Annotated in this window: 36 protein-coding genes and 1 tRNA gene; 18 read left to right on the top strand and 19 right to left on the bottom strand. The window is 63.0% G+C overall.

Annotated features, from left to right (window positions below):
* Positions 1-39 precede the first annotated feature (39 nt).
* The 3 genes from NKJ04_RS08075 to NKJ04_RS08065 form a co-directional block, all read right to left on the bottom strand.
* Entirely contained in the window at positions 40-465 is a 426-nt protein-coding gene (locus tag NKJ04_RS08075; RefSeq protein WP_352674255.1) for a hypothetical protein, read from the bottom strand.
* 533 nt (positions 466-998) lie between these two features.
* The gene (locus NKJ04_RS08070) at positions 999-1,319 is read right to left on the bottom strand and encodes a Bbp19 family protein (RefSeq protein WP_352674253.1); all 321 of its coding nucleotides are present in this window, start codon (positions 1,317-1,319) and stop codon (positions 999-1,001) included.
* Positions 1,316-3,085, bottom strand: a complete 1,770-nt coding sequence (locus NKJ04_RS08065) for a portal protein (protein WP_352674251.1) — start codon at positions 3,083-3,085, stop codon at positions 1,316-1,318. The genes NKJ04_RS08070 and NKJ04_RS08065 overlap by 4 nt, the downstream gene beginning before the upstream one ends.
* 301 nt (positions 3,086-3,386) lie before the next feature.
* Here NKJ04_RS08065 and NKJ04_RS08060 point away from each other — a divergent pair, with 301 nt between their 5' ends.
* Positions 3,387-3,998 carry a class I SAM-dependent methyltransferase gene (locus NKJ04_RS08060; RefSeq protein WP_352674249.1) on the top strand — a complete coding sequence of 204 codons (612 nt, stop codon included), beginning with the start codon at positions 3,387-3,389 and terminating at the stop codon, positions 3,996-3,998.
* A gap of 285 nt (positions 3,999-4,283) precedes the next feature.
* Here the strand turns inward: NKJ04_RS08060 and NKJ04_RS08055 are convergent, their stop codons facing one another.
* The gene (locus tag NKJ04_RS08055) at positions 4,284-4,409 is read right to left on the bottom strand and encodes a hypothetical protein (RefSeq protein WP_281035567.1); all 126 of its coding nucleotides are present in this window, start codon (positions 4,407-4,409) and stop codon (positions 4,284-4,286) included.
* On the bottom strand, positions 4,378-4,962 hold the full coding sequence (locus tag NKJ04_RS08050) for a hypothetical protein (RefSeq protein ID WP_352611222.1): 585 nt from the start codon (positions 4,960-4,962) through the stop codon (positions 4,378-4,380). Before NKJ04_RS08050 ends, NKJ04_RS08055 begins: the two co-directional genes overlap by 32 nt.
* Before the next feature lie 125 nt (positions 4,963-5,087).
* Here NKJ04_RS08050 and NKJ04_RS08045 point away from each other — a divergent pair, with 125 nt between their 5' ends.
* Positions 5,088-5,459 (top strand): nuclear transport factor 2 family protein, encoded by a 372-nt coding sequence (locus tag NKJ04_RS08045; protein WP_352674247.1) that lies wholly within the window; start codon positions 5,088-5,090, stop codon positions 5,457-5,459.
* Positions 5,460-6,299: 840 nt separating this feature from the next.
* Here the strand turns inward: NKJ04_RS08045 and NKJ04_RS08040 are convergent.
* The 4 genes from NKJ04_RS08040 to NKJ04_RS08025 form a co-directional block, all read right to left on the bottom strand.
* Positions 6,300-7,055 (bottom strand): phage terminase large subunit family protein, encoded by a 756-nt coding sequence (locus NKJ04_RS08040; RefSeq protein WP_352674245.1) that lies wholly within the window; start codon positions 7,053-7,055, stop codon positions 6,300-6,302.
* 374 nt (positions 7,056-7,429) lie between these two features.
* Entirely contained in the window at positions 7,430-8,131 is a 702-nt protein-coding gene (locus NKJ04_RS08035) for a terminase large subunit domain-containing protein (RefSeq protein ID WP_352674243.1), read from the bottom strand.
* Positions 8,088-8,477: a hypothetical protein gene (locus NKJ04_RS08030; RefSeq protein WP_352674241.1), complete on the bottom strand. Its 390-nt coding sequence runs from the start codon at positions 8,475-8,477 to the stop codon at positions 8,088-8,090. Before NKJ04_RS08030 ends, NKJ04_RS08035 begins: the two co-directional genes overlap by 44 nt.
* Positions 8,470-8,883, bottom strand: a complete 414-nt coding sequence (locus tag NKJ04_RS08025; protein WP_352674240.1) for a hypothetical protein — start codon at positions 8,881-8,883, stop codon at positions 8,470-8,472. The genes NKJ04_RS08030 and NKJ04_RS08025 overlap by 8 nt, the downstream gene beginning before the upstream one ends.
* Before the next feature lie 697 nt (positions 8,884-9,580).
* Here NKJ04_RS08025 and NKJ04_RS08020 point away from each other — a divergent pair.
* Together NKJ04_RS08020 and NKJ04_RS08015 are read left to right on the top strand one after the other, a co-directional pair.
* Positions 9,581-9,850 (top strand): hypothetical protein, encoded by a 270-nt coding sequence (locus NKJ04_RS08020; protein ID WP_352674238.1) that lies wholly within the window; start codon positions 9,581-9,583, stop codon positions 9,848-9,850.
* A gap of 73 nt (positions 9,851-9,923) precedes the next feature.
* Positions 9,924-10,229, top strand: a complete 306-nt coding sequence (locus tag NKJ04_RS08015) for a hypothetical protein (protein WP_023813813.1) — start codon at positions 9,924-9,926, stop codon at positions 10,227-10,229.
* 14 nt (positions 10,230-10,243) lie between these two features.
* On the opposite strand, the gene NKJ04_RS08010 is transcribed toward NKJ04_RS08015, so the two are convergent.
* The gene (locus NKJ04_RS08010) at positions 10,244-10,672 is read right to left on the bottom strand and encodes a DoxX family protein (RefSeq protein ID WP_352441241.1); all 429 of its coding nucleotides are present in this window, start codon (positions 10,670-10,672) and stop codon (positions 10,244-10,246) included.
* 566 nt (positions 10,673-11,238) lie between these two features.
* Between NKJ04_RS08010 and NKJ04_RS08005 the strand changes: the two genes are divergently transcribed.
* The 4 genes from NKJ04_RS08005 to NKJ04_RS07990 all read left to right on the top strand — a co-directional run bounded on the left by NKJ04_RS08005 (position 11,239) and on the right by NKJ04_RS07990 (position 12,715).
* On the top strand, positions 11,239-11,418 hold the full coding sequence (locus NKJ04_RS08005; protein ID WP_023813816.1) for a DUF3606 domain-containing protein: 180 nt from the start codon (positions 11,239-11,241) through the stop codon (positions 11,416-11,418).
* A 262-nt stretch (positions 11,419-11,680) separates the two neighbouring features.
* Complete coding sequence (locus NKJ04_RS08000) at positions 11,681-12,124, top strand: GFA family protein (protein ID WP_352611206.1); 444 nt, start codon at positions 11,681-11,683, stop codon at positions 12,122-12,124.
* 94 nt (positions 12,125-12,218) lie between these two features.
* Positions 12,219-12,455, top strand: coding sequence for a DUF982 domain-containing protein (locus NKJ04_RS07995; protein WP_023813818.1), 237 nt, complete (start codon positions 12,219-12,221; stop codon positions 12,453-12,455).
* 14 nt (positions 12,456-12,469) lie between these two features.
* The gene (locus tag NKJ04_RS07990; RefSeq protein WP_023813819.1) at positions 12,470-12,715 is read left to right on the top strand and encodes a DUF982 domain-containing protein; all 246 of its coding nucleotides are present in this window, start codon (positions 12,470-12,472) and stop codon (positions 12,713-12,715) included.
* Positions 12,716-12,805: 90 nt separating this feature from the next.
* Here NKJ04_RS07990 and NKJ04_RS07985 read toward each other — a convergent pair whose 3' ends face one another.
* A complete protein-coding gene (locus tag NKJ04_RS07985) occupies positions 12,806-12,943 on the bottom strand; it encodes a hypothetical protein (RefSeq protein ID WP_352674235.1) in 138 nt (45 codons plus the stop codon).
* 88 nt (positions 12,944-13,031) lie between these two features.
* The gene (locus NKJ04_RS07980) at positions 13,032-13,340 is read right to left on the bottom strand and encodes a hypothetical protein (RefSeq protein ID WP_352674234.1); all 309 of its coding nucleotides are present in this window, start codon (positions 13,338-13,340) and stop codon (positions 13,032-13,034) included.
* A gap of 147 nt (positions 13,341-13,487) precedes the next feature.
* Here NKJ04_RS07980 and NKJ04_RS07975 point away from each other — a divergent pair, with 147 nt between their 5' ends.
* Positions 13,488-14,426, top strand: a complete 939-nt coding sequence (locus tag NKJ04_RS07975; protein ID WP_352674232.1) for an alpha/beta fold hydrolase — start codon at positions 13,488-13,490, stop codon at positions 14,424-14,426.
* Here the strand turns inward: NKJ04_RS07975 and NKJ04_RS07970 are convergent.
* Positions 14,406-14,954 (bottom strand): MgtC/SapB family protein, encoded by a 549-nt coding sequence (locus NKJ04_RS07970; RefSeq protein WP_127297318.1) that lies wholly within the window; start codon positions 14,952-14,954, stop codon positions 14,406-14,408. The two genes, NKJ04_RS07975 and NKJ04_RS07970, sit on opposite strands and share 21 nt — an antisense overlap.
* A gap of 141 nt (positions 14,955-15,095) precedes the next feature.
* On the bottom strand, positions 15,096-16,163 hold the full coding sequence (locus NKJ04_RS07965) for a sensor histidine kinase (RefSeq protein WP_352611202.1): 1,068 nt from the start codon (positions 16,161-16,163) through the stop codon (positions 15,096-15,098).
* A 199-nt stretch (positions 16,164-16,362) separates the two neighbouring features.
* Here NKJ04_RS07965 and NKJ04_RS07960 point away from each other — a divergent pair, with 199 nt between their 5' ends.
* The 5 genes from NKJ04_RS07960 to NKJ04_RS07940 all read left to right on the top strand — a co-directional run bounded on the left by NKJ04_RS07960 (position 16,363) and on the right by NKJ04_RS07940 (position 18,572).
* Complete coding sequence (locus NKJ04_RS07960; protein ID WP_352674230.1) at positions 16,363-16,839, top strand: pyridoxamine 5'-phosphate oxidase family protein; 477 nt, start codon at positions 16,363-16,365, stop codon at positions 16,837-16,839.
* A gap of 375 nt (positions 16,840-17,214) precedes the next feature.
* Positions 17,215-17,508: a hypothetical protein gene (locus NKJ04_RS07955; protein ID WP_127297320.1), complete on the top strand. Its 294-nt coding sequence runs from the start codon at positions 17,215-17,217 to the stop codon at positions 17,506-17,508.
* A gap of 83 nt (positions 17,509-17,591) precedes the next feature.
* Positions 17,592-17,665 (top strand) — tRNA-Gln (locus tag NKJ04_RS07950).
* A gap of 316 nt (positions 17,666-17,981) precedes the next feature.
* A complete protein-coding gene (locus NKJ04_RS07945; RefSeq protein WP_127297322.1) occupies positions 17,982-18,167 on the top strand; it encodes a hypothetical protein in 186 nt (61 codons plus the stop codon).
* Positions 18,168-18,365: 198 nt separating this feature from the next.
* A complete protein-coding gene (locus tag NKJ04_RS07940; protein ID WP_013530768.1) occupies positions 18,366-18,572 on the top strand; it encodes a hypothetical protein in 207 nt (68 codons plus the stop codon).
* A gap of 92 nt (positions 18,573-18,664) precedes the next feature.
* On the opposite strand, the gene NKJ04_RS07935 is transcribed toward NKJ04_RS07940, so the two are convergent.
* Positions 18,665-18,907: a hypothetical protein gene (locus NKJ04_RS07935; RefSeq protein WP_023813828.1), complete on the bottom strand. Its 243-nt coding sequence runs from the start codon at positions 18,905-18,907 to the stop codon at positions 18,665-18,667.
* Positions 18,908-19,188: 281 nt separating this feature from the next.
* On the opposite strand from NKJ04_RS07935, the gene NKJ04_RS07930 reads away from it, so the two are divergent.
* A complete protein-coding gene (locus NKJ04_RS07930; protein WP_023813830.1) occupies positions 19,189-19,506 on the top strand; it encodes a hypothetical protein in 318 nt (105 codons plus the stop codon).
* A 103-nt stretch (positions 19,507-19,609) separates the two neighbouring features.
* Here the strand turns inward: NKJ04_RS07930 and NKJ04_RS07925 are convergent, their stop codons facing one another.
* Entirely contained in the window at positions 19,610-20,479 is an 870-nt protein-coding gene (locus tag NKJ04_RS07925) for an NmrA/HSCARG family protein (protein WP_352674228.1), read from the bottom strand.
* A 103-nt stretch (positions 20,480-20,582) separates the two neighbouring features.
* On the opposite strand from NKJ04_RS07925, the gene NKJ04_RS07920 reads away from it, so the two are divergent.
* The 3 genes from NKJ04_RS07920 to NKJ04_RS07910 all read left to right on the top strand — a co-directional run bounded on the left by NKJ04_RS07920 (position 20,583) and on the right by NKJ04_RS07910 (position 23,215).
* Positions 20,583-21,473 carry a LysR family transcriptional regulator gene (locus NKJ04_RS07920; protein WP_352441248.1) on the top strand — a complete coding sequence of 297 codons (891 nt, stop codon included), beginning with the start codon at positions 20,583-20,585 and terminating at the stop codon, positions 21,471-21,473.
* A 424-nt stretch (positions 21,474-21,897) separates the two neighbouring features.
* Positions 21,898-22,143, top strand: coding sequence for a DUF982 domain-containing protein (locus tag NKJ04_RS07915; protein WP_023813833.1), 246 nt, complete (start codon positions 21,898-21,900; stop codon positions 22,141-22,143).
* 70 nt (positions 22,144-22,213) lie between these two features.
* The gene (locus tag NKJ04_RS07910) at positions 22,214-23,215 is read left to right on the top strand and encodes an aldo/keto reductase (protein WP_352441249.1); all 1,002 of its coding nucleotides are present in this window, start codon (positions 22,214-22,216) and stop codon (positions 23,213-23,215) included.
* Between the two features lie 57 nt (positions 23,216-23,272).
* Here NKJ04_RS07910 and NKJ04_RS07905 read toward each other — a convergent pair whose 3' ends face one another.
* From NKJ04_RS07905 to NKJ04_RS07895, 3 genes are all read right to left on the bottom strand, one after another.
* On the bottom strand, positions 23,273-23,761 hold the full coding sequence (locus tag NKJ04_RS07905; RefSeq protein WP_352441250.1) for a GNAT family N-acetyltransferase: 489 nt from the start codon (positions 23,759-23,761) through the stop codon (positions 23,273-23,275).
* 108 nt (positions 23,762-23,869) lie between these two features.
* Complete coding sequence (locus NKJ04_RS07900; protein ID WP_352441251.1) at positions 23,870-24,541, bottom strand: glutathione S-transferase family protein; 672 nt, start codon at positions 24,539-24,541, stop codon at positions 23,870-23,872.
* 147 nt (positions 24,542-24,688) lie between these two features.
* On the bottom strand, positions 24,689-26,674 hold the full coding sequence (locus NKJ04_RS07895; protein ID WP_352441252.1) for an AI-2E family transporter: 1,986 nt from the start codon (positions 26,672-26,674) through the stop codon (positions 24,689-24,691).
* Between the last annotated feature and the right edge of the window lie 119 nt (positions 26,675-26,793).

Raw genomic sequence — 26,793 nt, 5'->3', positions numbered from 1 at the left:
AACAATGAACTGTCATCGCAATTCAAAAAGCGTAATCCGTTACTGTTCGTAAGGCTCGACCACCGCAAACGGTATTCCCAATGATTCCAGCAAATCGAGAATGCGTTTCGAGATGACGAGGCGGAAGGGTATTGCGATCCCGAAATCGTCGCGGCCGGCCTTCCCATTTACCTTCAGCCAGACGAAAGGTGGTAGCTCCAGCCCGGGTTGATCCTCTTGACACTCTTCGGAGGTAGTCACCTCGGCGTCGGCGAACGTCGCACCTGAAAAGCCCATCTTCTGCAGTGCGCGCTGGGTTTCTTCAGTGACGAGGAAACAGGGGAATGTCGCAACGATCACATCGCCGAACCAGCCCTCTACCTCATAGTGAAGCTTGGTCACGATTGGTGGATGGACGCTCGAGTCGAGAACGGTGTTTTCGCCGATCCCGCCAGCGACGTTCGGCCGTATTTTAAAGTATTGCATCACTCACCTATTGGGGGGGGGTTGAACAGATGCCCATATTTCTTGTCGATATAAGTCACGTAGTCCAGCACCTGCTGACGAGTTGGCTGGGGGTGCGACGCATAAAATTCATCCCATTCGAATCGGAAAACGGTCTTGTGCAAAAGGTTGTCTAATCTTTTTGGTATGCCGCGAAGATTTTGAAGAGAGTGCATCTCATCTTCAGCAACAAGGCTTGGAAATCTGTTCCATACCTGTCGCTCCGGAGCAGCGGTGCTGCCTCGTGGGTCAGCCGACCTGAGGCGCCGGTGCCGAAACAGCCAATCTCCCCCCTCGTGGGGGAGATGTCCGGCAGGACAGAGGGGCGCGCCGTAGAGCGCCTACCTCTGTCGTCGCCGAACTTTGAACATGCCCATGCCCTTGCCACCTACGGCCAAGCTTGAGCGGCCGCTTGTGATTTGATTGTCGTGCGATGAACGCGGCAAGGTCGGCGGGACCGCGCCCCCCTCTGCCCTGCCGGGCATCTCCCCCACAGGGGGGAAGATCGGCAGCTTTTACCCCTCCGCCCGTGCCGCCTTCTCCAGCGCCACCAGCTGCGCGTCATCGAGCGTCAGAAACCCCATAATGTGCTGCACCACCTCGGCGCGCGCATTGCTCAAGGCGCTGTGCAGTTCGAACCCGTTGGGCGTCCGTGTCCGCGCCATCCACTCGCCATAGGACGGACGCCGGTAATAGCCGGTCGTCGCCGCGAGGTCGGCGAGCACCATCTCGCCGTCCTCGCCGGAAAACACTCGGAGATAGGCCTTGGCCAGCGCGTCGCGCGCCCTGGCAGGGCTGCCGGCCTGCCCGGCATGGGCAAAGCGTTTCCGGCTCATGCGACGCCGCCCGCCGGGCCGACAGGCTGCCCGCTTTGACCACTTTGCGCATCTTGGGCGCCGCCCAGCATGTCTTGCAACCCGTCGAGCAGGCCGCTGTCGCGCGCCTGCACCGCTGCCGGCACCGCATCCTTGGCGGCCTTGCCGGCGGTGGCGATCGCCGCCATGCCGGCCTGCGCCTGGCTTGCCTTGGCGCGGGCGTCGCGAAGGCCGTCGACCTCCTCCTTGCGGCGGAAGATGCGCTGCGGGCTGCGGCCGGCGCTCTGCACGATCTTGATCGCCTCGTCGCTGTCGATGTTGTCCATCACGCCTGGATCGAACTGCGCCATCTGCATGGCCGTCGTCACCACCTGGATGGTGTCGCGTGCCTCGGCCGAGCGGCGCAGCACGTCGAGCGGGCCGGTGAAGGTCGGCCGCACCGCCTTGCCGGCCAGGCTTTCCGGCGGCACGAAGCGGCTGTCTTCGTCATAGAGCCCCTTGTCCTCCAGAATGCCGAGCTCGCGATCGAGATTGCTGGCAAAGCCGGCCTGGATGATCGAGCCGGACGGCCCCAGCAGCGCGCCCTTTTCCTCTTGGCGGATCAGCGCCTCGGTCGCCGTCATCTGCGGGTTCTGCACCAGCGTCTGGAACAGGTTGACGAACATCATGTCGCGGATCTCGTCGGCGCGGCTCTGCGCGTAATTGAAGGCATAGGTCGGGTTCTGCCCGGTCGAGATCGGCGCGATCAGCGGCCTGCCATTGTCGTCGATCAGGCCCGGATAATTCTCGCCCGGATTGAGCACCGGCACATAGTCGAGCCGGGCCTTCGAGGCGGTCGCCGGATCGGTGATCTGCTGCAACGCACGAAGCCCCGAGCGGCGTACGGCATTTTCCTCGCGCACGGTCGTCAGCGCCTCGATAGCAGGCGAAATGCCATAGGGGTCGCCTTCGTAACGGCGCCAGTTGAAGGTCGACACCGGAAAGGTGCGAAAACCGCTTTCCCGCACGATCTCCTCCTCGTCCTCGATGACGTGGTAGGAGGCGAAGGCCGTGTCGAGATATTGGTATTGGCCGCCGAGCCGGTACATCTTGCGCTCGTCGCGCGGCTCAATGCACTGGATCAGCGAGATCTTCGTCTCGCATTTGGCCGGATCGTCGACCAGAACCTTGATCTGCGCCGGCAGTTTTTCATAGCCGAGCAGCTGTGCGGCCTGCCGCGCCGTGCGCTCGTAGCGGCGGTGGAAAATGTCGACTTGGCCCCAGCGGTTGCGGCTGAGATAGCCCTCGACCACCGGGATCGAGGCATAGCGAATCAGCGTCGCGCCGAACCCTTCCTCGGCATAGAGATAGGCCGGGCCATAGCGCACGACATTGCGCAGGCAGGCCTGCGTCGCCGGCACGAAATTCGAATTGGCGGAGTAGCGCAGCGCAAACAGGAAATCGCGCAAGGCCTCCGCCCATTCCTTTTCCTCGTCGGTCTCCTCGTCGTTCATGGCCGCCGTCGACAGCCCGTGCCATTTTTCCGACTGCGGGATGATCAGGCTTTCCAGCCCGGCGGCCAGCCGGTTGGCGGCCGAGTTGATGGTGTTGGCGTAGACGCGGGCGCCGCGCCGCTCCTGCCGCTCGGCCTGCGAGTCCTGGCTGCCGGTTCGGCGGCCGCTCCAGATATCGGGCGCATCGGGGTCGCAGAACTCCGCCACCTGCTCCCACACAGCCTCATACTGACTGCGCTCGCTCTCGAGCTCGGACTGGCGGGACAGGATATTGCGGGCGCGGGAATCGGTCATGATGTTCTCACTTGTTTGGCGCGGCGGAGCTGCCGATTGATTGGAGATGCGGAGGGACAGCACCCCCCTCTGGCCTGCCGGCCATCTCCCCCGCATGGGGGGAGATCGGCAGTTTTGCCGACGGCGCGTTTCCTGCAACGTCGGCAATTGGCGAAAGCGGCAGCACATCCAATCTCCCCCCTTGCAGGGGAGATGTCCGGCAGGACAGAGGGGGGTGCCTCGCGCCAGCCTTCCCTTGTCATCTTTTGCCCACTTGGCGATGCTACGAACTTGCTCGCGGCGGGTTTTGGAGGAGGTCGATGTGACGACAAGCCTTGCCGCCCTGAAAAGCCAAAGCAAACGCGCCGTGAAACGGCTCATCGGTTACGATTCCCGCAACTGGCTACGCATCCGCCAGATCGAGGCGTTCACGCTCTTTCTCGAAGCCGGCAACCGCAAGGCTTCCGACGTGATCGAGATCTCGCCCGGCTGGAACCGCTACTGGCGGGCGATGTGCCCCAATTACCGCTCGGTCGATTTTCCGGCCTTCGACATCTGCAGGGATCGCACCGACGAGCAATATTCCATCGTCATCGCCGATCAGGTGCTGGAACATGTGCGCCGGCCGCACGCGGCGGTGGAAAACATCCACGCCATGACGAGGCCCGGCGGCTGGGCGATGGTGGCGACACCTTTCCTGTTTCGCGTTCACGCCAGGCCGCACGACTACAACAGATGGACCCCCGCCGGCCTCAAGCAGCTTATGGTCGAGGGCGGCTTCGCGGAAGCCAACGTCAAGGTCCACGGCTGGGGCAACAAGGCCTGCGCCAGGGCCCATATCGGCGGCCCCGTCCGCGCCTACGGCCTGTGGCGGGATTTGGGCAATGACGAGGAATACCCGCTGATGGTCTGGGCTTTTGCGAAGAAGGCGTGAGGGGCTGAAGCTGCCCATCTCCCCCCTTGCGGGGGAGATGTCCGGCAGGACAGAGGGGGGGTGCTGTCCCTCGGCCTATCGGCCAAACACAAAGCGCCTTCGGCTGGGCGTGAGATATGCGGAAGGGTAGCGATCCTTCACACCCCCCTCTGCCCTGCCGGGCATCTCCCCCGCAAGGGGGGAGATCGGCTAATCACCCCCGCCTTTTCATCACCCTTGCATGCCGTCGCCACACCCACCAGTCCCACACGCGCTTCCTGAAACTGCGCTTCATCGCGGTCATGGTCATAGCCCCAGCAGCACGCGGCGCTGGCCGGTGAGGCTGCCTGGCGCGAGGTCGGTCTTGATGGTGCCGGCGGTGCCGTTCCGCTGTTCGAGTTCAGCCCGCAATGCCGCCTCGCGCGCCTGCACGTCCTTGTCCTGCGCCGTCGGCGTTGGCGGCAACGGCTTCAGTTCCGGTGGTTTTTGAAACAGACACATGGTTCCAGCCTTCTCCAAGATTAGAGGTTCTTGTCCAGTCGTAGAGGAAAAAGTCTTCGCCGTTGCGGCCGTAACCCGGCAACAGGCAGCGTTGCGTCGCGCCGAGCCGACCGAGCCAGCGCAGCGCCAGTTCATTGGCGGCCAGCGCCCGCGCCTCGACCCGCCAGGCGTCCCGCGCCGCGACCTGAGGCCCAAGCACGGCGTGAAAGAACCCGGTGATCCCAGGCACGCAGCGCTTCATGCGGCGCGTGCCCCAGCTCCAGGCGATCCACAGGCCGCCGCGCTGTTCGGCAGCGCCAAAGCCGGCCTCCGGATTGCCGTCCAGCTCGGCGACATAGGCAAAGTCCTGCAGCGCTGTCAGCGCCAGCAGCGCCGGCGACCAATGGTCGAGCTGGCAGTCGATCTCGGCCCGGTCCTCAGGGCGCAAATTGGCTGCGATGTAGGACAGGTCGCGCAGCGTCGCGGGTATGATGCGAAGGGGCATGAGCAGGCCTGAGCAATAGAATGCAGTTCTCGCTTCCGGGCGGCGTCTCGGCGGCCTGCGCACTTGACCGTCCCCGTCGCCAGTGACCTACTTCGGGCATCGACGGCTACCCAGGAGACGGGCGAATGGACATTCGAGCGACACTGACGCAGCTATGCGATGCCGTCAACGCGCACGATCTCGATCGCATCATGGCGTTCTTCGCCGACGACTGCGTCCTGGAGATGCCGAGGGGAGCCGAGCCCTGGGGAACCCGTTGCGAGGGCAAGCGCAACGTACGGGACGCGCTGGCGACACGCTTCGAAGGCTTGCCCGATGTCCACTACGGCAAGGCTGAGCACTTTGCCGACGAGGCTGCCGAGACCGGCATGTCGAAATGGACCCTCACCGGCACCACCCGCGAGGGTGTGAAAAAGGAAGTTCGAGGCTGCGACTTCTACACGTTTCGCGACGGCAAGGTGATCCGCAAGGATTCTTATTGGAAGATCGTGGAGTAGCTTGCGGCGTCAATACGAATTGCGGTGGTGTGACGGGTAAGAGTACACTGTCATCGTATTCGCTTACAGACAGGTTCTCGTCCACGCAGCCGAATGATTTTGTGCCGTTCAGACAGGATAGGGTCTATTTGCAATCCCGCTCTCGACTCGTTGCTGACATCCCCGCATACAGCGCTTATCTTCCATGAAACTCCAGCACCAAGCAGTTCAGATAACGCCAGTGATTTCAGACACAAAGATACTAAGCGACACAGTGGCTAGCGGTATCGTCTTCATTGTCCTCGCCTCGGCCACACTCTACTGCGTTCGTGAACTTTTGTCCGCGTGGAGAACAGGCTCCATTCGATCAAAAACAGGGCTCGTTCTCCGAAGCTCAGACGTTCTGACTTTCCGACGCCTGGTTGGCGTTACCACCTTCGCAGTGCTTTACTTATACTTTGCCTTTTTGCTGTCGTGGGAGCGGCACTCGCCGTCTCGACTCTCTTTTTTCTGGTGGCTTTGGCTGCCAAGTTTAGCCGATAAGCTAGAATTACGGTGCCGGTGCTTCAGTCCGGAGGTTCGCTGCGGTCACATGGTGCAACCGATAAAAGTGCACTGTCACCGTAATTCACCGTAATTCGGTGTTGCGGACTACAGGCGCAGGGCCGGCGCGCCCTGTCTCTTCGTCATCCTATGGCGGAGCAAGGAGCGGAGCGACGCGGCGCAGACCATAGGATCCATGCCGTGACCTTGGAGCGCTGCTACGGCGCAGGATTCTGACGTGCCGCGTTCCCCGGCGACCATCACGGCATGGATTCTCGGGTCAAGCCCGAGAATGACGAAGTGTGGGGAGCCTTGCCCCTACCGAAACGCCCCCAGCGGGTCGCTCTGCCCCGCTGGCCGTCTCACCGCCCTGAACTCCGCCGGGTCCACCACCGCCTCGCGCAGCATCATCACGCCATAGCGTGTCGCTGCCATCAAATCATCCCGCAGCTTCACAACCTGGCCGTCCTTGCGATGGAACAACCTAAATTCCTCAAACCAGTCGGCGAGCGTGGCAAACACCTTGAAGCGGCCGCTCTGCATGCGGTCGAGCATCTCCATCAGCCCGGCTTCGACCGAGACCGAACCGTCGGGGAATTGCGCGTGGCGGGTCAGCATGTTCAGCCCGTGCGCGGAATATTGCCGGGCAAGCGCCACGCCCGCCCCTTCCAGCGTTTCGCGGCGGCCGTCGCGCGGCCAGGCGAAGGGCAGCCATTCGCCCCATGGTTTGAGCGTCAGCGTCTGCATCGCCGGCGTCTGTTGCGAAGCGCGGGCGGCCTTGGTGACATAGACGATATCGGCCTCCGTATCCCAGGCCAGCTCGACCGCGGCCGAAGGATGGTCCCAGCCGAAATCGAGCGCGCCGAGCCTGGGCCAGTAGCGCGGCAGCCGGAACGGCTCGCAGGCGATCAGCGCCTCGGCCACCGGAAAGATGCGGCCGGAGCCCAGCACCGGAATGCCGCGCGCCCGCGCCTCGCGCTCATGCGCTGGATAGGCGGCGACGATCGCGGCGCGCTCCTGCGGCGTGTAGTGCGCGGCATCGTCGATGGTCATGAAGGTGACGTGTCGAGACATATCAGTCTGCCTAAATTATTTGCTGGAACGAGTAACCGCCATTGATAATACTGTTTATCAATGCAAAGCTGCTGGCCAATTGGGGGAGATACATGATCCGCATAGCAATCGTTGTGGCCATTGCCGCGACCGCGTCGGCATGCCAATCGAACGTTCCGTATGATACGAGCAAGAAAACCTGCAAGATGTACGCCAATTCTTCAGGGTTCCAACGCGAAGTTTGTATCCCGGACACACCAAACAAAGTATGCAATGTCTGGTACAACCAGATTACGGGTGATGAAAGAATATGGTGCCAACCGCTAACCCGGAAAGCAACCGATCCCAAGGCCCGCGCCAGACAGCTTGCGGGCAGCAAATACCCTTGAACGTCTTCATCCGCTGCCTTTGGCCATGCCCTCCACTTGCGCCGCCGAAAGAAACAACAGCACCACATCCGACATCCCAAGCAGCGGCGTGAACGTCACGATGGTGATGCCGCCCGTCGCATTGGTGCGGGTCAGGCCTTCGGAATAGATGTCGAGCGGCGGTTCCTCGTCGAACCAGACGCCGTGCAAAGTCTCGCCCTGCCATTTCTCGCGGCCCTTCTCGAAGCTCTTGAACGACAGCACCGATTCATCGGCCTGCACGTCGCCGCCGCCGCCCCAGCGCACCACGACGCTGTCCAGCGCGCCCGGTGCGCCGCGGCCCATGAAGGTCTGCACAATGGCGTCGGCCGGGATCATGCCGGTGCCCCAGGCCGCCTGCTGCTGCGGCGGGCCGACCAGCACGCGCTGCGGATTGTCACGCGTGCCTTCGCCGGTGACGCCGGCCGCCCACAGCCTGACGGCCGAGTCAAACACCTTGCCTTGCCACCACTGGGGATAGCGGCCGGTCAGGTGCATGGCCCATTCGGCGCCCCCTGCCCTGGTCTTGCCGAGCTGGTTGCCGGCCATGAACAGCCGTTCGCGGTACTGCGCGCCTGCAGCGTGGAATTCCGCCTGGCGTTCATATGGTTTGTAAGCGGCAAGAAGATTAGCGCGACGCCGGCGGTCAAGCTCCGCCAGCAGCGCCAGATATTCCATCTTCACGGACATCACCGGGCTCTTCGAGGAACGGCCTGACGACGGCCTCGAGGGCGCGGATGCGGCTGCGGATCTCGTCATCGCTCAGGCCGTCCATTTGGTTGATCTTGGCATCGAAATCCTTGGGCAGCACCGACAGCACGATCTTCAGATACTGGTCCGGCTTGTCGGCCCGCACCTCGGCGATGACGCCGGCGCCATGTGTGCGGAAATCGGCGCGCACGGCGGCCAGGAAATCGTCGCCCAGTGTTTTCTTGGCGCGCTTGCGGCGCGGCTTCTGTATCGCGGCCGGTTTGGCGGCGGACCTGCGTCTCGCCGGCTTGCGGCGCGTCGGCCTGGCGGCTGTCTTTTCAGTCATGGACGTCACCACCCACGGCGTTGGCATCGGCCGCGGAAATGCCGGCCTTCGGCATCGATCTGGCCCGGCTAGCCGGTTTCTTCGAGCGGGCGTTCTTCCTGGTTCGCTTCTTGGCTCTCAGGGCGCGCTTCGGCCTTGCCGCACCGGCAGGCTTCGCGGCATGGGCAGGCTTTGTCGTCTGTGCCTTGAGCCGCGCCATGACGAGACCGACAAGGGGCCCGGCAATGCTGGCCTGCGGGAACCCGAACCCGCCGGCCTCGTCCCGCACCATGCCGATCTTTACGCTGGGCGAGACCTGCTCGACACGCCCCAGACGAGGCTGCGGTGCGGCGCCCTCGAACTGGCCAATGGCGCTGACGATTTCCTGGCCGTCAGCATCGGTGATGATGGTGGCGTAGCGGATCATGGGTGTCTCTCAGATTGCGAAATGAGTCATCGGGCGAAGGATGGCATTCCTTGGCGCCCCCCTGTCCTGCCGGACATCTCCCCCACGAGGGGGAAGATCGGCAGTTTCTGCGCCGCGCCCTTGCAACATTGGTGTTTGGCGAAATCCAGCGTGATGTCCGATCTCCGCCCGTGTGGGGGAGATGTCCGGCAGGACAGAGGGGGCGCTGGCCCGCCAAGGTCCAGAAACAAAAAACCCGCCTCGGTGGCGGGTCGTTGGCGCAACTCAGCACCATGGATAAAAATGTAGCATAGCTGCACTCACCCCGTCAACCGTTTTCTGAGAAAAAATTCCTAGTCCGGAACCACATCCGCAGCCTGAGCGAAGGCAGATTGGCATCGCTGGCCGTCATCGTCTCGAAGCTTGCCTGACCGGAGCCTTGATCGTAACGAAGGGGCAGAAACAAAAAAACCGCCTCGGGGGCGGGTCGTCGGCGCAACTCAGCACCATGGACAAAAATGTAGCATAGCTGCACTCACCCCGTCAACCGTTTTCTGAGAAAAAATTCCTAGATCGATCGCAATTCCGGCCTGACCGACGCTGGCAAAGCGCGTAAAACCCTGCTTTTGCCGGCGGCTGGTCACAAGCCGGCAGGTGTGAAATCATTCGTCGAAGCTCATGGAATGATTCCCGTCGCACGGCCTTGTGGGAGAGGACGATGGACAGACCAGCCATGGCATCCGTGTTCAGGATGCGGCATGCACCAGCCATGGTTTCCGGCGTGCGCAGCACCGGCCAGGGTCAGGCGGATCCGGTCATCCGCGTGCGTTCGCGGGGCGAAGCCATCCGTTTCGTCGCCAACGCCTACCCCCAATACGACATCGGCGCCGTCGCCATCAGCTGTGGGGATGTTTCGATCGGCAGCCTCGGCAGCCTGGAGGTCAAGGCGCTGTGGCGCGAATATGGCGAACGGCTGACGCAGGAATAGGCGTTCGCCCGCAGCCTTTCTGGAGCGGAAATGCCGCTCGCGCGTTTCAACCCCAGTCACGGGAGCAATCGCCATGAATGTCGCCAACCTGCAACTCGAAGGCCTGTTGATGGCCGTCGCCTCGATCAACCGCCTCCTGGTTCAAAAGGGGGTGCTGACGGCGGAGGAAATCGACCTGGCCTTGCGCAAGACCGAGGCAGGCGAAACCAACCAGGAGCGGTCCGAAGGCATGTCCGCGTCCAGCCGCGACGCCGTCAACTTTCCGATCCGGCTGCTGGAACTCGCCAACCAGTGCCAGCCGGAGGCGGAGATGCCGTCTTTTTCGAAGCTGGCCCGCATGGTCGGCAAGATAAAGGAACCCTACAACGACCAGCTGTGAGGGGGTGTCTCGCCTCAAGCCCTGCCCGGCCATCCCAAATTGAGCGAAAGCACCTTGCCCGGTCCATGCACGGCCGCAAACAGCAGTCCGGCCAGGAACGAAAAATGGTCGACGAAGAAGCCGAACTCGGCCTGGTTGCCGGCCCAGTGGCTGGGTCCGTGGAAGGCCAGGGCGAGGAACAGCACATAGGCGGCGGCGACAAGGGCCGCCTGCGAGAAGAAGGCGCCGGTCAGGAAGCACAGCACCAGCGCGACTTCCAGGATCGCAGCGCACCAGGCCAGGAACAACGGAAACGGAAAGCCGGCGGCGGCGATATAGCCGGCGGTCGCCGCCATGCCCATGAATTTGAAGGTCACGGCCATCAGGAAGACGCCGGCGAAGATCAGCCGGGCGATGAGAAGGGCCGCGGTCTGCCACGGCGATTGAGTGATTTGCGACGACATGCTCGTTCTCCAGCTTTGCAGGTTGCTCGCTCCTAGGACGCGCGACGGACGCCAGGTCCGACACATCAGGCCAATTTTTCTCGAGAGGCCCGAACGGCTTCCGGCGCCGCCCGCGATTGAAACTTGTTGGTAATCACGGAAGTGCTATCGTTAGTCGGGGCTAATGCACCGGCGTGCCGGCGCAGCGATTTTGGGTGGGCTGAAATTTGCGTACAAGCGTCAGGTTTGGGGCGATATCTCATAGCGTGCGGTCGGCGACGCTGGAATGCAGCGGCTGCGGCGGCGCTGGCCAGGTCTTCCAGTGTCCGCGCTGGACGAGTTCCAACGGCCATTGCTGCCCTGCCGGTACGCACCGGCGCGGCTGCCCCGGCCTCAGCGCGGCATGCTCCGAATGTGACGGCGACCACACTGCCGACGCCGACCCCATGCGGCCATCGGCCTGATACATGCCTATCGCAGCCCAGGCCGTGTCGTCTGGTGGAACCGGCGGCGCCAATCTGTGTTATGTCGTGTTGATCGCGGGCGCCGAAGGCTGCGCGTCCCGACAACAGAAAGCGAGGCCTGAGATGGCTGACGACAAGTCGAAGACGAAGCAGGACCGCAAGCAGGTCTCGAGTGAAGAGCCCTACGAGGTTGCCGCCTTTGCCCGCAAATACGGCATTCCGCCAAGCGAGGCACAGACCATCATCAAGCGCTACGGACCCTCGCGCAAGAAGCTCGACGCCCATATGGCGGCCCGCGGCTAGCGCATGTCGCCCAAAAGTGGATCTCGGTTTTGGGAGAACGACATGCATGAAGCGGGTCGTCTGAACTCGTTCGGGCGCGGCGCGCTTTAGGCCCGAAACCATTTCGCCTGGACGGCGTTGAAGATGCTGCGGGCCGTGTCAACCGGGCCTGGTGGTACGGTGAACAGGATGTCTTTTTCCCGGTTTCTCATCCTGGCCAACGAAACGGCAGACGAGCATCTGTCCCATCCGGCCCGCAGCGCACGCATTGAGGGAGGTTGTCATGTCCGACACCATACGCAGGACCGGCAGCTGCCTATGCGGCGGCGTGCAGTTCGAGGTTCACGGCCCGCCGTTGCGCGTCGGCCTGTGCCACTGCAAGGATTGCCGGAAGGCCGGCGGTTCGGTCTATTCGGCCTTTGCCATCTGGCCGCGCGAGGCCTTCGAGACCACCGGCCTCGTCAGCTCCTATGGCACGCGCAGCTTTTGCCCGACCTGCGGCGGCCGCGTCGCCTGGGTCGACGACAACGAGGCCGAGGTGGCGATCGGCAGCCTCGACATCGCGCCGACCGATCTCGTGCCCGAATATGAACTGTGGACCTCCAGGCGCGAGACCTGGCTGCACCCTCTGCCCGGGACCGAACAGTTCGAGCATGACCGCCCAGCGGCGCACAACGCCGAAGCGCCGACGCCGAGATCGCTGTCGGACATCGACGCTGAGATTTGATCTCCGGGAAAGGGAACCCTGCCCTGCCGCCGACGTTACCGGATGCCTCTCACGCATGCCGTCCAGCGACTTGCGGCAATCATGGAGACGACCGTTGAACGACAAGATGTTTCCCCGCCCCATCAGGTTGAAATTCGCGCCGGAGCGCGAGCGCATCATCCGCAGCGCCTGGGAAGGCCTGGAATGCCTCGGCGACTGGCCGGCTGGCCAGGGACGGCGCTACCGGGCGGCGTTGCGCAGTTGCCGCGATGCGCTGGATGGCTGGACGCCGGCGGAAAAAGCGATGCGGGCGATGATCGACGCCGCGCGCGAAGCAAAACTCCTCCAGTAGTTGGAACAGGGGCCATGCCTGATCTCATTTTGCCCACACCGATGCGGATCAAGCCGCATGGGTCGGATACGATCCGCGACGTCGCCACGCTCAAGGATGCCAGCGAAATCCTGATCGACTGGCCGCAGGCCAAGCGCGGGCCGTTCTACCAGGCGGCGCGCGAGAAGGTCGAAGCCGCGCTGGAAACCAAGATAGGTGCTGCCGAGGCACAGGAAGCGTTCGCAGCGCTCTGCAGCCACTCCGGCGTTTTGGTGCGATAGCGGTTTCAATAGAAGGCAGGCGGGGCATCGTGCCTCGCCTGCTTCGTGCAAATCGGTCCTGATCACTCCGTATCCGAATAATCGATCCGATTATTCCGCCGGAAGCTCGCCCTGTACGATCGGGTGAGAGGTTTCGAAGCCAAAACTCTTTGGCGCCAGCAGAATCAAGGCAATCACGATCGCTATCGAGGCAAGCAACGTGGCAGTGGCTGCAATATCTCTCACCATAATCTCTCCAAATTTCAAGTCGTGAGAAAAACGCTCTCAAGATAACGAGGTTCCATTAGCTTGCGCGATAATACCAACGAGCCGGCGTTTATTGTTTCGGCGGCTGGGGCGGCACTTCACCAGGCTTGATCACCGGCGTCTTGCCTTCGTCGAGAGCGGGCGCCGCCATGCCCTGGTCGCCCGTCGGGGGTGGTTTCAGCACGCCGCCGCAGTCGTTGAGCTTCGCGGTCAAATTGCCGTCATCGGCCTGCTGTTCAGGCTGCTGTTTTGCCCCTTGCTCGGTCTGAGCCCTGCATTTGTCGGCCTGCAGCGCCTGGCTGTCGTTCTGCTGCTGGGCCGCGGCCGGCACTGCCAGCGCCAGCATGAGGCCTAGTGGCATGATGGCGAGAGTTCTCATCACTGCCTCCTTCTTTTCTTTCACGGCCGCCCGCGGCGACCTTCCCTTCACAGGGACAACGCCTGTCGAAGAAAAAGGTTGGCCGCCTCGCCGGGCGGCATTGCAACCAAACCCGTTTGCCGGCCGTTGCGCGTGCCGGAGGCGGTCATGTTCGAAGGTTTTCAAAGCACGGAAATCGACATTGGCGATGCCGGCATATACTGCCTGCGTGCCGGCGGCGGCCCACCGCTGCTGTTGCTGCACGGCTTTCCGCAAACGCATCTGATGTGGCGCGACATCGCCCCCGCTCTGGCCAGCCGGTTCAGCGTCGTCTGCGCCGACCTGCGCGGCTATGGCCGCAGTTCCTGTCCGACGTCCACTCCGGACCACGCACCCTATGCCAAGCGTGCCATGGCCGCCGATATGAGGAGGCTGATGGAGAAGCTGGGTTTCAGCAGCTTCATGGTCGCCGGTCATGATCGCGGCGGGCGTGTCGCCTACCGCATGGCGCTCGACCATCCCGACAGCATCGACAGGCTCGCCGTTCTCGACATCGTGCCGACCGCCGATGCCTGGGACCGGGCCGACGCCAGGCTGGCGCTGGGCTATTGGCCATGGTCGCTGCTGGCGCAGCCAGAGCCGTTGCCGGAAAAGATCCTGTCCGGCGCCGCCGAGGCGATCGTCGACAATGCGCTCAACGGCTGGGGCTCGCCGCCATCGGCGTTTCCAGCCGAAGTGCGTCAGGCCTATATCGAGGCCTTGCGCGCGCCTGCCCACGCCCATGCCATCTGCGAGGAATATCGGGCGGCAGCCACGCTCGACCGCGAGCACGACCATGCCGACAAGGCAGCCGGCCGGCGCATCCGCTGCCCGCTGCTGGCGCTATGGAGCGGTCAGGGCGCCTTGGCGGATTGGTATGCCGGCGAAGGCGGGCCGCTGGCGCTGTGGCGCGGCTGGGCCGACGATGTGCGTGGCCAGGCGATGCCGGGCGGGCACTTCTTTCCCGAGGAGAATCCGGCGCGCACGGCCGATCTGCTGGCCGGCTTCTTCGGTGAAACCAGTCACGGCATTTCCCGGCGATCGGAATTACCTTCGCCCTTCCTTTGATCGGGCCGAAGCCCCCTCCTTCTCCGCCTTTGCCTGACTGCCTTCATCACCGGCGGCAAGGCCGGGTCCGCGTTCGAACCGGCGCAGAAAGCCGGCAACGACCAGCACGATCAGCGTGCCGAACCCGGCCACTTGCCAAAGACCCAGTCCGCAGGCGACGCCGATCGCGCCCGCCAGCCACATGCCGGCGCCGGTCGTCAGCCCATGCACCTCGCCGCGCGAAAACATGATCGAGCCGGCGGCAAGGAAGGCGACGCCGGCGGTCACCGCCTCGACCACCCGGATCGGATCGACCTTGACCGATTCCCCCGCGAACATCGGCGCGTGCACGATCTCCACCGTCAGGATGCCGAAGGTGGCGGCGGCGACGCAGACGAGAATATGCGTGCGAAGTCCGGCCGGGCGATTGCGCCATTCGCGTTCGAAACCGATGACCGCGCCATAGAGCGTCGCCAGCAACAGCCGCGCCGCGATGACCGGAAACGAGGTGTAGGTGGAATGGCCGAATTCCTCCACGAGTTGTTCCATGATGTCCCCTCCGAAAGCGTGACGCCACAACGCGGCCACCGGGTCACGGTTCCTGAATCCACCGCCAGGTGCGGCAAGGATGCGGCCGCTTTTGAAAACGCATCTGCCAAAGGGAGGTTGATGGAACCAGACCTCAAGGGCTCAGGAAGGCTCGGTTTCGGGCAGGTCGGCGCCGAGCTCCGGAACGATGATCGAGTCCAGGGGCGCCGTCAGGGACCATTTGAGATGGCCCGGGCTGCGATCCAGCACCGCCAAGCCGTTCAGCGATTGCGGCGCGACCCGTTGCAGGACGACAGTGCCGAAACCCTTGCGCGTGCTTTCGTCTTGCCGCCCCCCAGGCCGCTCTCCTTCACGCACCGGCATCGTCTCGTCCCAAACCAGATGGATTTCCCGCTTGTCCGAAACGCCTTCGACGATCCGCCAGGTGATCTCGAGCCGCCCGGCCTCGCTCGCCAGCGCGCCATATTTTGAAGAGTTGGTGCCGAGCTCATGAAATGCCATGCCGAGATTTTGCACGGCGTTCGGCTGCAGGGTCAAAAGCGGTCCGGACAGCGATACCCGCGCCTCGTGACCGAACGGCTTGAGCTGCTCCTGGGCGAGGTCGAAGAGGCTGGCGCCGGCCCATTCCGAGTTCACCAGCAGATCGTGCGACCGCGACAGCGCCATGATGCGGGAACGGATCAACTCCTCGAATTCACGCGGATCGGTCGAGCGTTTGCTGGTCTCCCGGATCATCGAGAGGATCACCGCGAACTGGTTCTTGACGCGATGGTTCACCTCGCGGAGCAAAAGCCTGATCCGGCGCTCGCTCTCCTTGCTGGCGGTGATGTCGCGGGCGATCTTCGAGGCGCCGATGATCTCGCCGGACGCGTTCCTGATCGGCGAAATGGTCAGCGACACGGCGATGAGGCCGCCGTCCTTGCGTCGGCGGACCGTCTCATAGCTTGCCAGCAGTTCGCCTTTGCGGACCCGGCTGATGATGTCGGTCTCTTCATCCTTGAGATGATCGGGGATGAGCATGAGCACGGACCGGCCGACGGCCTCTTCGGTGGTGTAGCCGAACATGCGTTGCGCCGCCGCGTTCCAACTGGTGATGATGCTGTTCAGATCCTTACTGACGATGGCGTCGAAGGACGAATCGACAATCGCCGCCAGCCGCGCATCGGCGGTAATGGCGATCAAGGCATCAAAGCCCGCCAAATCTGTCACTGTCGACCCCTTCTCCCTCATGCGCGGATTGCGCGCATGGCCACCAATGCGCCGCGGTGGGTTTTGGTTGCAATCGCCTCCCAACATTCCTCCCAGGAACAGTCCGGGCAGTTCATGACTGGACCTTGCACTGGAACCTTGCGCGCTTGCGCGAGTTGCACCCGACACCCCCATGGATGGCTCAATAAGGAGGCACACGATGAGCGACGGCGATCTCGACCGGGTCTGGAAGCTGATGGACAGGATCGGTTTCTGTATGCTGGCCACCCGCGAAGGCGATGACATCCGCTCGCGACCCATGGCGGCGCATGTGGTGCGCGACGAAAACGCAATCTACTTCCTCACCGATGTCGACAGCCATAAGGACGACGAGATCGAAGCCGAGCCCAATGTCGGTCTCGCCTTCGCCGATTCAGGCGGCCAGAAATATGTTTCCGTCAGCGGTCTGGCGGCGGTTTCGAACGACCGCGCCAAGATCAGGGAGTTGTGGTCGACCCCGGCCAAGGCCTGGTGGGACAGTGCCGATGACCCTTCGATCCGCGTGCTTAAAGTGACGCCGAAAGGTGCCCAGTATTGGGACAGTCCCGGCACCGTGGTCAGCTATGTGAAGATGCTGGCGGCAACGGTCAGCGACAGCCGCCCGGAAATCGGTAACACCGGCAAGGTCAGGATGTAGCCGGACGGCGTCGAGGACCTCAGGCAGATGTGCGAATGCCGGTGGGGCGCAGCGAATATCGCCGGTGCGGCACACCGGTGCCGATCAGTCCGGCTTGGGAGGGTCAGGGGCATTCGGTGCTGGATCGGCGTCGGCATCCCTTTGCGGACAGTCCTCATAGCTGTGGTCGCGCCCGCCGCAGAAAGAACAGCACATGGCCTCGCGATCCCCGTTTCCGGGACGCCATTGCGGGGTTTCGTAGGGCTTCCTGCCATCCATCCCCAGCAATGCACGACGGACCATTTGGTTGCGCCGCTACAGACGGCCACCCGGCGGTTGCGGAACCACCCGCCGGGATGCGAGTTTCGGCCAATACATCCATTCGAGGGAACAGCTATGCCGATGCGCCGAATTGCCTTGATGACGGCAGCGATCCTGCTGGCCGCGACCGGCCTCGCCGAAGCCAGGCCCGATACCCGCACGATGAGTTGCGACCAACTTCGGCGACTGCTCCAAAGTCACCATGCCGTGGTGCTGACCACCGGCCCCAACACCTATGACCGCTATGTCAGGCAGTTCGGCAACGAATGCGACTGGCCGGAGGTGCCGATGTCGGCCTATGTCCCGACCCGTGACGGCAGCTGCCCCGTCTACCGCTGCGAGGAACCTGTCACCAACTTTCCGGACTGATACCGCGCCTCCAGTCGGCTTTGCCGCCGCATTGCGTTGATCCCGGCGCGGGAACCGGCTAGGGGTGGGGGCAACTTGCATTTTCCCGCTTCGTCTAATGGTAGGACAGCGCCCTTTGAAGGCGTGAATCGTGGTTCGAGCCCATGAGCGGGAACCAGCAAGCAACCAGCGTTCGGCTGGTTCGAAGCTGCGTGCAGGGCTGGCCAGCCGGCTTCATCGTATTAGCGCGCGGTTGTATTTCGCTCGAAGCAGGACCATCATCCTGGCCGACAGTGGATCGAAGGGGTGGAGCGACATGGAACTGAGTTGCTTTGACGGGGGCGTCCTTGCATCGGCGATGTCCCTGAACATCACGGCGGTTTTCATGATATTGGCCGCATTTGCCGCATTTCGGCTGGTTGCAATGTCGGGTGCTGTCGACCAACTCCAGACGGCGTAGCCCGCAGAGAACCTCCCGTGCAGGAGAACGGCATATGGCCGCGAGAAAGGTGATAGCCGTCAAGGACTGGTCTTGCGGCATGAGCGACGAGCTTGGCCGCATCGTCCTGACCATCAACCCGACCGAGGGTGAGCCCATCCTGGTTTTGATGACAATTTTCCAGGCGGCAAGGATGGCCGGTGAATTGCGGGCCCCGAAACTCGTCTCCATACCTCGGTGAGGCAGCGCCCCCGGGCAAAGCGATCAAGCTCGCCGGGGCAGCCCCAACGCCCTCCCCGGCGAGCCCTGTTGCTCCGTTACGATGAACAATGGAGCAATTACTGCGTTACGGATCCGGGCGCCGTTAAGTTGCATCCGGCCTCCTGAAACCATTTCGCGGACCCCGCGTTGACCACCGGGCCGACACAGGAGACATCTGATGACCGTCAATTGCCGCATATCGATCGACAACCGGCCGGAGGCCACGGACGCCGTTTTCCAGGCGGTTCCCCGGATTGGGGAAAGCGTTGCGCTATCGATCGACGGAACCACGCAGGATCTGCGGGTATCGCGCGTCGTGCACGTCACCAATGGCAGCCTGGAAGGTGCCGCGATCGTCGTCGAAGTGACGACCAACATCCTCTGAATCGAGAGTTATCGTCCGCTACGCTGGCCGGCGCCGCGCGGCGACCGCCGACCGTTGCGGGGACCAGAGCGGCTCACGCGCGGTGAACCGCTCTACTCCTTGCCGCCGTCGGAAATGCCATTGCCGTCGGCGGTTGGCAGGATGCCGAAGTCTTGCGACTTCGCCCCTTGCTCCGCCGTCAGGAAGCCATCCGCGGCAAGACCGCGCCGCAGCAATTCCCTGACGGCGGCCGAACGGCTCGGCATGCGCTTGTCGAAGCGCCAGTTTTCCAGCGCCGCCAGTTCGTCTGACGTCAGCATGATCTGCAACCGTTCCGGGCGTTCCAGTTCAGTCATCGCGCTTCCCTCGCTCTGGACCACGTTTACGTCGAATGAGCATTCAACTCATTTACCTCATAATTAGGAAACCGCTCCTAGCGCGTCAAGACCTCGCGATGTGTGAACCGCTTCTCGTGCTCATGATGAGCCTGACGGGTATTCGGCGTAAGGCGCACACTTGCATAACTATGCTAACTGGTTGATTTATTTGGGTATTATTTAATTCGTGACTTGCCAAGGCGAAGTCTTTGCCGCATTGTGCGATCTGAACAGAAAACCGTTCCCTTCGGGAGGTTTCGATGCGGTATAATTACTCGGCGCGACTGCGCGATGACGTCCGTTCAGCGGTCCAGATCGCCTTCAGGAAGACCGGCATCGTCAGCATCACGGCGGTGGCGGAGCATGTAAGGGTCAGGAATCTGGCCGAAAACGTCGCCCTCGAGGACGTCGAATACCTTGTCTTCCAGGCAGCCCAGTTGATTGGCGCCGCAATTGAATTCGACGGGCTCACCAATTTCGACGGCGTAGCTGGTCTGTTCGTGGATGGGCTCGGTGGCGACGGTGGCGAGCACGTGATCGCCCAACTCGACAGGCCTGGTCCGGCAACCCTGCAGTAGGGCAGTTCCGGCTGAACGCGCATTTGTCCCGTGCCAGTCAGGGGGCCTCCTCAAAAGGCCGCCCTGCTGTTTCTGTACCCTGGTGATGATGAGAGCTGTTCCGTCAGGCGGAGCCGGCGATTTGTGAGGCGAAGTCCCGATAGGGACGCAGCGGGCGGCCCAGAAGCGCGGTCAGGCGCTCGACGTCGCCGGCGTCGGGCAGCATGCCGTCGGTCAGGAACCGCTCGCCCATCAAGCGCATGTCGTACGCCATCCAGGCAGGCAGGAACTGCTTGAGATTCTGCTCGAAACCTTCGGTATCGTCGCCGCCGTAGCTGATCGGGCGTGCCAGCACGTCGGACCAGATGGCCGCGATATCCGTCCCGGTCAGTGTCTGCGGACCGACGAGATTGATCCGCTCCAGCGCAAGCGGCTCTGCGGATCGTTCCCGACGCAGCAGCTCGAGAGCGGCGATTTCGGCGATATCACGCACGTCGATCATGGCGAGCCCCTTGGTGCCGATCGGCATTGTGTAGGTGCCGTAGCCGGTGATGACGTCTTCGATCATCAGGTCGTTCTGGATGAAGTAGGCCGGGCGCAGGATCGTAGCCTGGAAGCCCATCTGCTCGATCATTCGCTCGACGCCGAATTTGCCGGCGAAATGCGGCACGTTCACATAGACGTCCGCATGGATCACCGAGAGATAGACGATCCGCTCGATGCCCGCCGATCGGGCGACGTTCAGCGCGACCAAAGCCTGGGTGAATTCGTCCGGCACCACGGCGTTCAAGAGGAACAGGGTGGAAACGCCGGACATGGCTTTGCGCAGCGAATCGACATCGAGAAAGTCGCCTTGCGCGACCGATACGCCCGCCGGGAAGCTGGCTTTCGACGGATCGCGGACGAGAGCACGGACATCGGCGCCGCGCTTGACGAGGTGCTCGACGACTTGGCGGCCAACATTGCCTGTGGCGCCGGTAACAAGGATGGTCATGGAATTTCTCCTGTTGGGTTGCTTGACAGGCCCAATATGTGTGGCTCACAAACAGTCAAACAGGCCGAAATTTTAGACGTACCGTCTCACTGGTGGAACACTTATGGATCTTCTGGCCCTGACCGATTTCAACCTCGTTGCCCGCCATGGGGGTTTCGGCAAAGCGGCAAGGGCCACCGGCCGGCCCAAGGCAACGCTGTCCCGGCGGGTTGGAGACTTGGAGAGCAGCCTTGACCTGCGCCTGTTTGAACGGGGTGCGCGCAACCTGAAGCTCACCGAGGAAGGGCGAGCACTCTTCGAGCGGACGGGGACCTTGCTCGCCGAGCTGGACGAGACGGCCGCCGAGATCGCCTCGGGCGGCCAAAGACCCAAGGGCAGACTGCGGATCAGCGCACCTCTGCATTTTTCTCAAACCGCGATGGGAAGGATCGCCGCGGGATTTACCCTCAAGCATCCCGAGGTGAGGCTTGAGGTCACGACGGAGGACAGGGCTGTCGACATGATCGAGGAAGGTTACGACCTGGTGATCCGGGTCAATCCGAAACTCGACGAAAGCCTGGTCGGACGGGCGTTTCTCCGCGACCGCCTGGTCGTTGTGGCGAGCCCGGACCTTCCTCGTACGACCGGTGGGCAGGCCGCTCCTGGCGTTGCACGCGGCACAGGCGAACGCCAGACATGGCACGTGAAGGACCATGGTGGCCGCTCGACGATTGCGGTTGAGCCTGTCCTTGCTCTGTCGACGCTGATCATGGTGCGGGATGCGGTGCGGGCCGGCGTCGGTGTTGGACGTCTCCCAATTTCCCTGGTGAGCCACGATTTGGCTGACGGCACCCTGGTGAATTGGGGGGACATCGATGGCCCGGAGATCGCTCTTTGGACGCTCTACCCCTCCCGGCGGCTGCTCAGCGTGCGCGTGTCGGCGTTCCTGGATTTTCTGAAACAGGCCTTCCCGAATGGGACGCCGGACGAACTGGCCGCCTATATCGGCAGGTGATGCCCGGCCGCTTTCGCCGGCAAGAACCTTTATTTTTCGCGGAATGATTTCCGGCGGAACAAGTTGGGGTGACGAAAATTACCTTGTCACCCTTACAAGAGGAGGACGTCGTGAAAGGCTTGGGCAGTCTCCTTGCCGAACTGTCAGCCAGCTGGCTCAAGCGCCGCAAGGCGCAGGCGCCCACTGTCGTGAACACAGTCAAACCCCGCCCCGCCCATCAGGCGCCGCGGCAACGTGCCGCCCACAAACCCAAAACACCGTCCACCCGCGACGTCTCCTCGAACATGTGAGCCGCGCGGACAAGATGGGGTCGCCCAATGCCATTGGGAGGTATCGGCAACTCTCACGCCGGATTGATTGGCATCGACGAAACCTTTGAGCGGCCATAGGCGTTTATCGCTTCAGCCCTATCGAGGTGGTTCCAATGCAAACGGCATGGTTCTCGAAGCCTGTGGCGGTTTCGGTCGGCGTCACCGGTTCCATCCACCATCTGTCCAACACACAGCAGGCCATTGATTTGCTCACCACACATTGGCGTGACGCAGGCAGCCCGAAGCATCAGTCCGCGCTGCGCGCCTGTCGGCGGGCGACGAGCGGCGATGTCGCCCCCGACGTCGCCAGGGCGGCGCTCGTCGAGGCCGCGCGTGAAGCCCACATCCTGATCGAATAGAGTGTCGATTGAATCGGCCAACGTCGATGCGGCTGCTATAGTCGCGCATCCCCTCCTTGGAGACCCCACCATGACCCTGAACACACGCAAGCTCGGCAGCCAGGGGCTGCAGGTCTCGGCCATCGGCGTCGGCTGCATGGGCATGAGCCAGTCCTACGGCCCGGCCGACGAGGCCGAATCCATCGCCACGCTGCACCGTGCCATCGAACTCGGCTGCACCTTCCTCGACACCGCCGAGGTCTATGGCCCTTACGACAACGAAGCCCTGCTTGGCCGGGCGCTGAAGGGCAAGCGCGACCAGGTGACGATCGCCACCAAATTCGGCTTTCGCATCGAAAACGGCAAGCAGGTCGGAACCGACAGCCGGCCCGAACACATTCGAGAGGTCGTGGAAGCCTCGCTCGGCCGCCTCGGAACCGACCATATCGACCTGCTCTACCAGCACCGCGTCGACCCCGCGGTGCCCATGGAGGATGTCGCGGGCGCCGTCGGCGAACTCGTCGCGCAAGGCAAGGTGCGCTTCTTCGGCCTGTCGGAGGCGGGTGCGGCCAACATCCGCCGGGCGCATGCCGTGCATCCGGTGTCGGCCGTGCAGAGCGAGTATTCGCTGTGGGAGCGCAATCTGGAGCCGGAGATCATCCCGCTGCTTGGCGAACTCGGCATCGGCCTGGTGCCGTTCTCGCCGCTCGGCCGCGGTTTTCTCACCGGCCAGGTCAAGCGCGCGGAAGACTATCCCGACGGCGATTATCGCCGCAACGACCCGCGCTACCAGGGCGAAAACTACGACGCCAATGTCGAGGCGGCCGCCAAGGTGAGCGACATCGCCGCTGCCCGCGGCGTCAAGCCCGGCCAGGTCGCGCTGGCCTGGCTGCTGGCGAAGGGCGACGGCTTTGGCATCGACATCGTGCCGATCCCCGGCACTAAGCGCACAAAATACCTGGAAGAGAACGTCGCCGCCGCCGCCATCAAACTCGATGCCGCCGAGATGGCCGCGCTCGACGCAGCGCTTGCGCCGGGAAAAGTCTCCGGCCCGCGCTACACCGAGCGGGGCATGGCGATGGTCGATCGGTAGGGGTGCCTGCTCCAGCGTCCGCGACGGTCTCGCCAAGGTCGTTCCGAATAGACAAGGCTACCGAAAGCCCAGATGCTTCCGATAGCAGTGGGTTTCCACGGTGAACCTGCCGGCGACATCGTCCGGCAGCCAAAGTGCGTCTTCGAAGGTGCGGCTCAAGCGCCACCCTTCGCGGGCATAAAATCTCTGCGCGCGGAGATTTCCCGCCGTGCAGAAAAGCTCGGCCTCCGCCACGCCTTGTTCGGACAAGAGATGCTCGGCGCGTAACAGCAGATCGCGGGCGGTCCCGCTTCCCCGTGCTTGCGGGCTTACATAGAGTTTCACCAGCTCCGCTCCGTTGATGGAGACGAAGCCAAGCAATTCATCGGCTGCCGCCACATGGAATGCATCGGCGGATTGCTCCAGCCACAGCGAAAAATGCGCGGGCGTTCGGTACGCCAGGATTTCGGCCGGAATCAGATGCGCATGGGCATCATGCCAGCCCTGGTGCCATAGTTGCACGATCGCCGGCTGGTCGGCTTCTTGGGCTGGGCGAATTTCAAGCATTCCTCACCGCCTGCAAAAGTCTGGGATCTGCCGCGCCAGGGTCATTTGCCGCTTCCGGCATTTCCAAGAATTACAATCCGCTGCATCATCCCTGGCTTTGCGAACATCTCAGAGCGTTCGCGCGCCATGCCTGTCCAGCGTGCTCGGGGCGTTGACCGCAAATTGCGCAGCGAAAGCCCTGATGTAAGCGGGCCGAGCTTCACCGCGCGCCACATAGGCAGCAAGGTTTTGATATTCGTCCAAAATGCCCGACATTCTTAGTCGCAGCAGCACCGATACCATCAACAGATCGCCCGCGCTGAATGCATCGTCGAGCCACTCGGCGGCGCTCAGGCGAGCCGAGAGCCTGTTGAGACAGGCGCGAACACGATCCTTCACCAATGGCAAACGCTCCTCGCTCCAGGGCTTGTCAGCTTCGAATATCTTTGCCGTCGTTAATTCGAGGATCGGCGGCTCGACTGTGTTAAGTGCGGCAAACATCCAGGTGATCGCACGCGCGCGGGCATCGCGATCGCCGGGCAGCAGGCCCGCGTGCTGCTCGGCAAGATGAAGGATGATCGAGCCGGTCTCGAACAGTGAGAGAGAACCCTCCTCATAGGTGGGGATCTGGCCAAAGGGCTGGAGTGCCAGATGGCCAGGCGCCTTCATCTCCGCGAAGGAAACAAACCGAACCTCATAAGGCTGCCCTGCTTCTTCGAGCGCCCAGCGAACGCGCGTATCGCGCGCCAGTCCCTTGCCGCGATCGGGCGATCGCTTAAATGCCGTGATGGTGATTGTCATCGCATCGTTCCTGATTGGGTGAATTCTTCGGCTCCCTATCGTGAAGACGAATGGGCCTCCCGGAAATCGACATCGGTCTGAACTATTTTCCGCAATTCGTGCCTGGCTTGTCGACCCCGACACTGCCGAAGAAGGCGAAGGCAGGGCCTAACCCGCCGCTGCCGCCGTGACCTTCTTGGACGCGGCCCGCTGTCGCCGCATGCGCCGTTTGGCGACAAGCTTGAGCGCGACCGGCGGCTCGTTTGACAGCGCGCCCAGCACGGCGTCGACCATGCCATGCGCCACGAAATCCGCGTTCATGTCACGGGCCAGTTTGTCGGCCGTCTCCTTGTCCTCAGCAGCGGCCTCCGACCAGAACACGATTCCCACCCGAAGTGCGGCCTTCGCGCGCTTCAGCCGGCGAACCAGGAAACGGGCGTGCTTGACGGAATCCCGGTTCAGGAATCCGACCACGACGGTGTCGACGGTTTCGAGCTCAAGGCGGCGAATGCTGGCGGGCTCCATATCTGCAAAGCCGGCTTTCGATACCGTCGCGCCCTGAACCTCCAGCACCTGCGCCAGCATCGCGGCGGCGGCGTCGTCGAGCTCGCCACGCCCACCGGCGCAAAGCACGGACATATCCGTGCCATCGGGCAGGTCGGTCTCGTCTTCCCCGTTGGGATCGCCATCGTCGCTCGCCTCTGCAGCCACGGGCGGCTCCTCCTCCTCGCCTGCCTCCTCCTGCGCGCTGTCGTCGAGATTGGCTACCAGCATCAGGGCACTGGCCGCCACCTGCCGCCTTTGCAAATCGCCCATGACGCCGCGCACACGGTCCTGTTCGCCCAGCAGAAGCGCCGGAATGGCAACCTTGTCATAGAATTCGACCAGATATTTCTCCTCCAGCATCTCCTCGGCATGATCGGTGGCTTCTTCCGGATCGCCGGCCAGCAGCCGCTGGTACAGGCGCGCATGGGGTTCGAGCACGGGCTCGTTGCCGAACAGCACGTCGAGGAATTCAAACTGCGGCACGTGCCGGCCCAGCACCACCAGGCAGACGGTGAGCGGTGTCGACAGGATCAGCCCGAGCGGCCCCCAAAGCCACGTCCAGAAAATCGCCGCGACGATGATCGCCAGCGGCGACAGTCCTGTCCGCGAACCGTAGAGCCAGGGTTCGATGACATTGCCGGTGATCAGCTCCATCACCACGAACAGGGCGGCCGTCCACAGCACGAGCGACCAGCCCGGCGCAACGGCCAGCGCCAGGAACAGCGGCAACAGCATGCCTATGATGGGGCCGATATAGGGAACGAAACGCAGCGCCAGTGCCAGCAGCCCCCACAGCAGCGCATTGGGAATACCGAGGGCCCAGAGCCCGATCGCGATCGGTATGGCGTAGACGATGTTGACGACCAATTGCATCAACAGATAGCGGCCCACCCGCTTGGCGGCATCCTGAAGCGCTTCAGTGGTGCGGTGGAGGTCGCCATAGCCGACAAGCCGGATGAAGCGGTCGCGCAAATCCTCCCGCTCGAGCAGCATGAAGATGACGACGACGATGATCAGCCCGGCCGACCCAAGCGGGCTGATCAGCGGTCCAACGATGTTCTGCAGGACCTGGAGCGGCCTTTCTCGGGCGACGATCTCGACAGGCACCGGCTCGCGCGCAGGCTTTTCCGGGGTGGCAGCCGGCAGCGAGGGGTCCTGCCTGTCGATCTCCTGGCCGACCCGCTCGACCACCTTGCTCAGTCTGGCAAGGATCCCGCCCCCCACCCCGGTTTCCTTGAGCGAGCGGATCTTGGTCAGGATGTTGGTCTGGTAGACTGGGATGTTCTGCGCCAGTTCGCTGACCTGCGTGGCGACGATGAAGGAGAACAGGCCAAGGGCCGCGAAAGCGCCGAGCACGCTGGCAATGACGGCGGCAATTCGGGGGATACCGACCTTTTTAAGAGCTGAGACAAGCGGCGCCAGGGCGAAGGTCAGCAGCAGCGCGATCGCGATCGGCAGGAAAACCTCGCGCCCGAAATACAGTGCCGCCACTGTCGTGACGATGGCCGCCACATTTGGCAATGAGGTTCGCGGATGAAGCGCGGCCGCTGAAAGGGCGTCCCCCGGCCCATCAGCCGGTGACGCCGTGCCGTTTCGACGATTGGCCACGTGATGCCTCCCTGCCAAATGCCATGATCGGGCATATAGAGCCGACGTGCAACTTTAGCCAACGGTGAAATACACCTCACTCAACAGGCAATGATCCGGCCCGCGTCGGCCGCTCTCAA

Source organism: Mesorhizobium sp. M0618, assembly GCF_040320765.1.
Taxonomy (GTDB): domain Bacteria; phylum Pseudomonadota; class Alphaproteobacteria; order Rhizobiales; family Rhizobiaceae; genus Mesorhizobium.
Note: the sequence above shows the minus strand (reverse complement) of the source record. Positions and strands in the feature narration are given on the sequence as shown.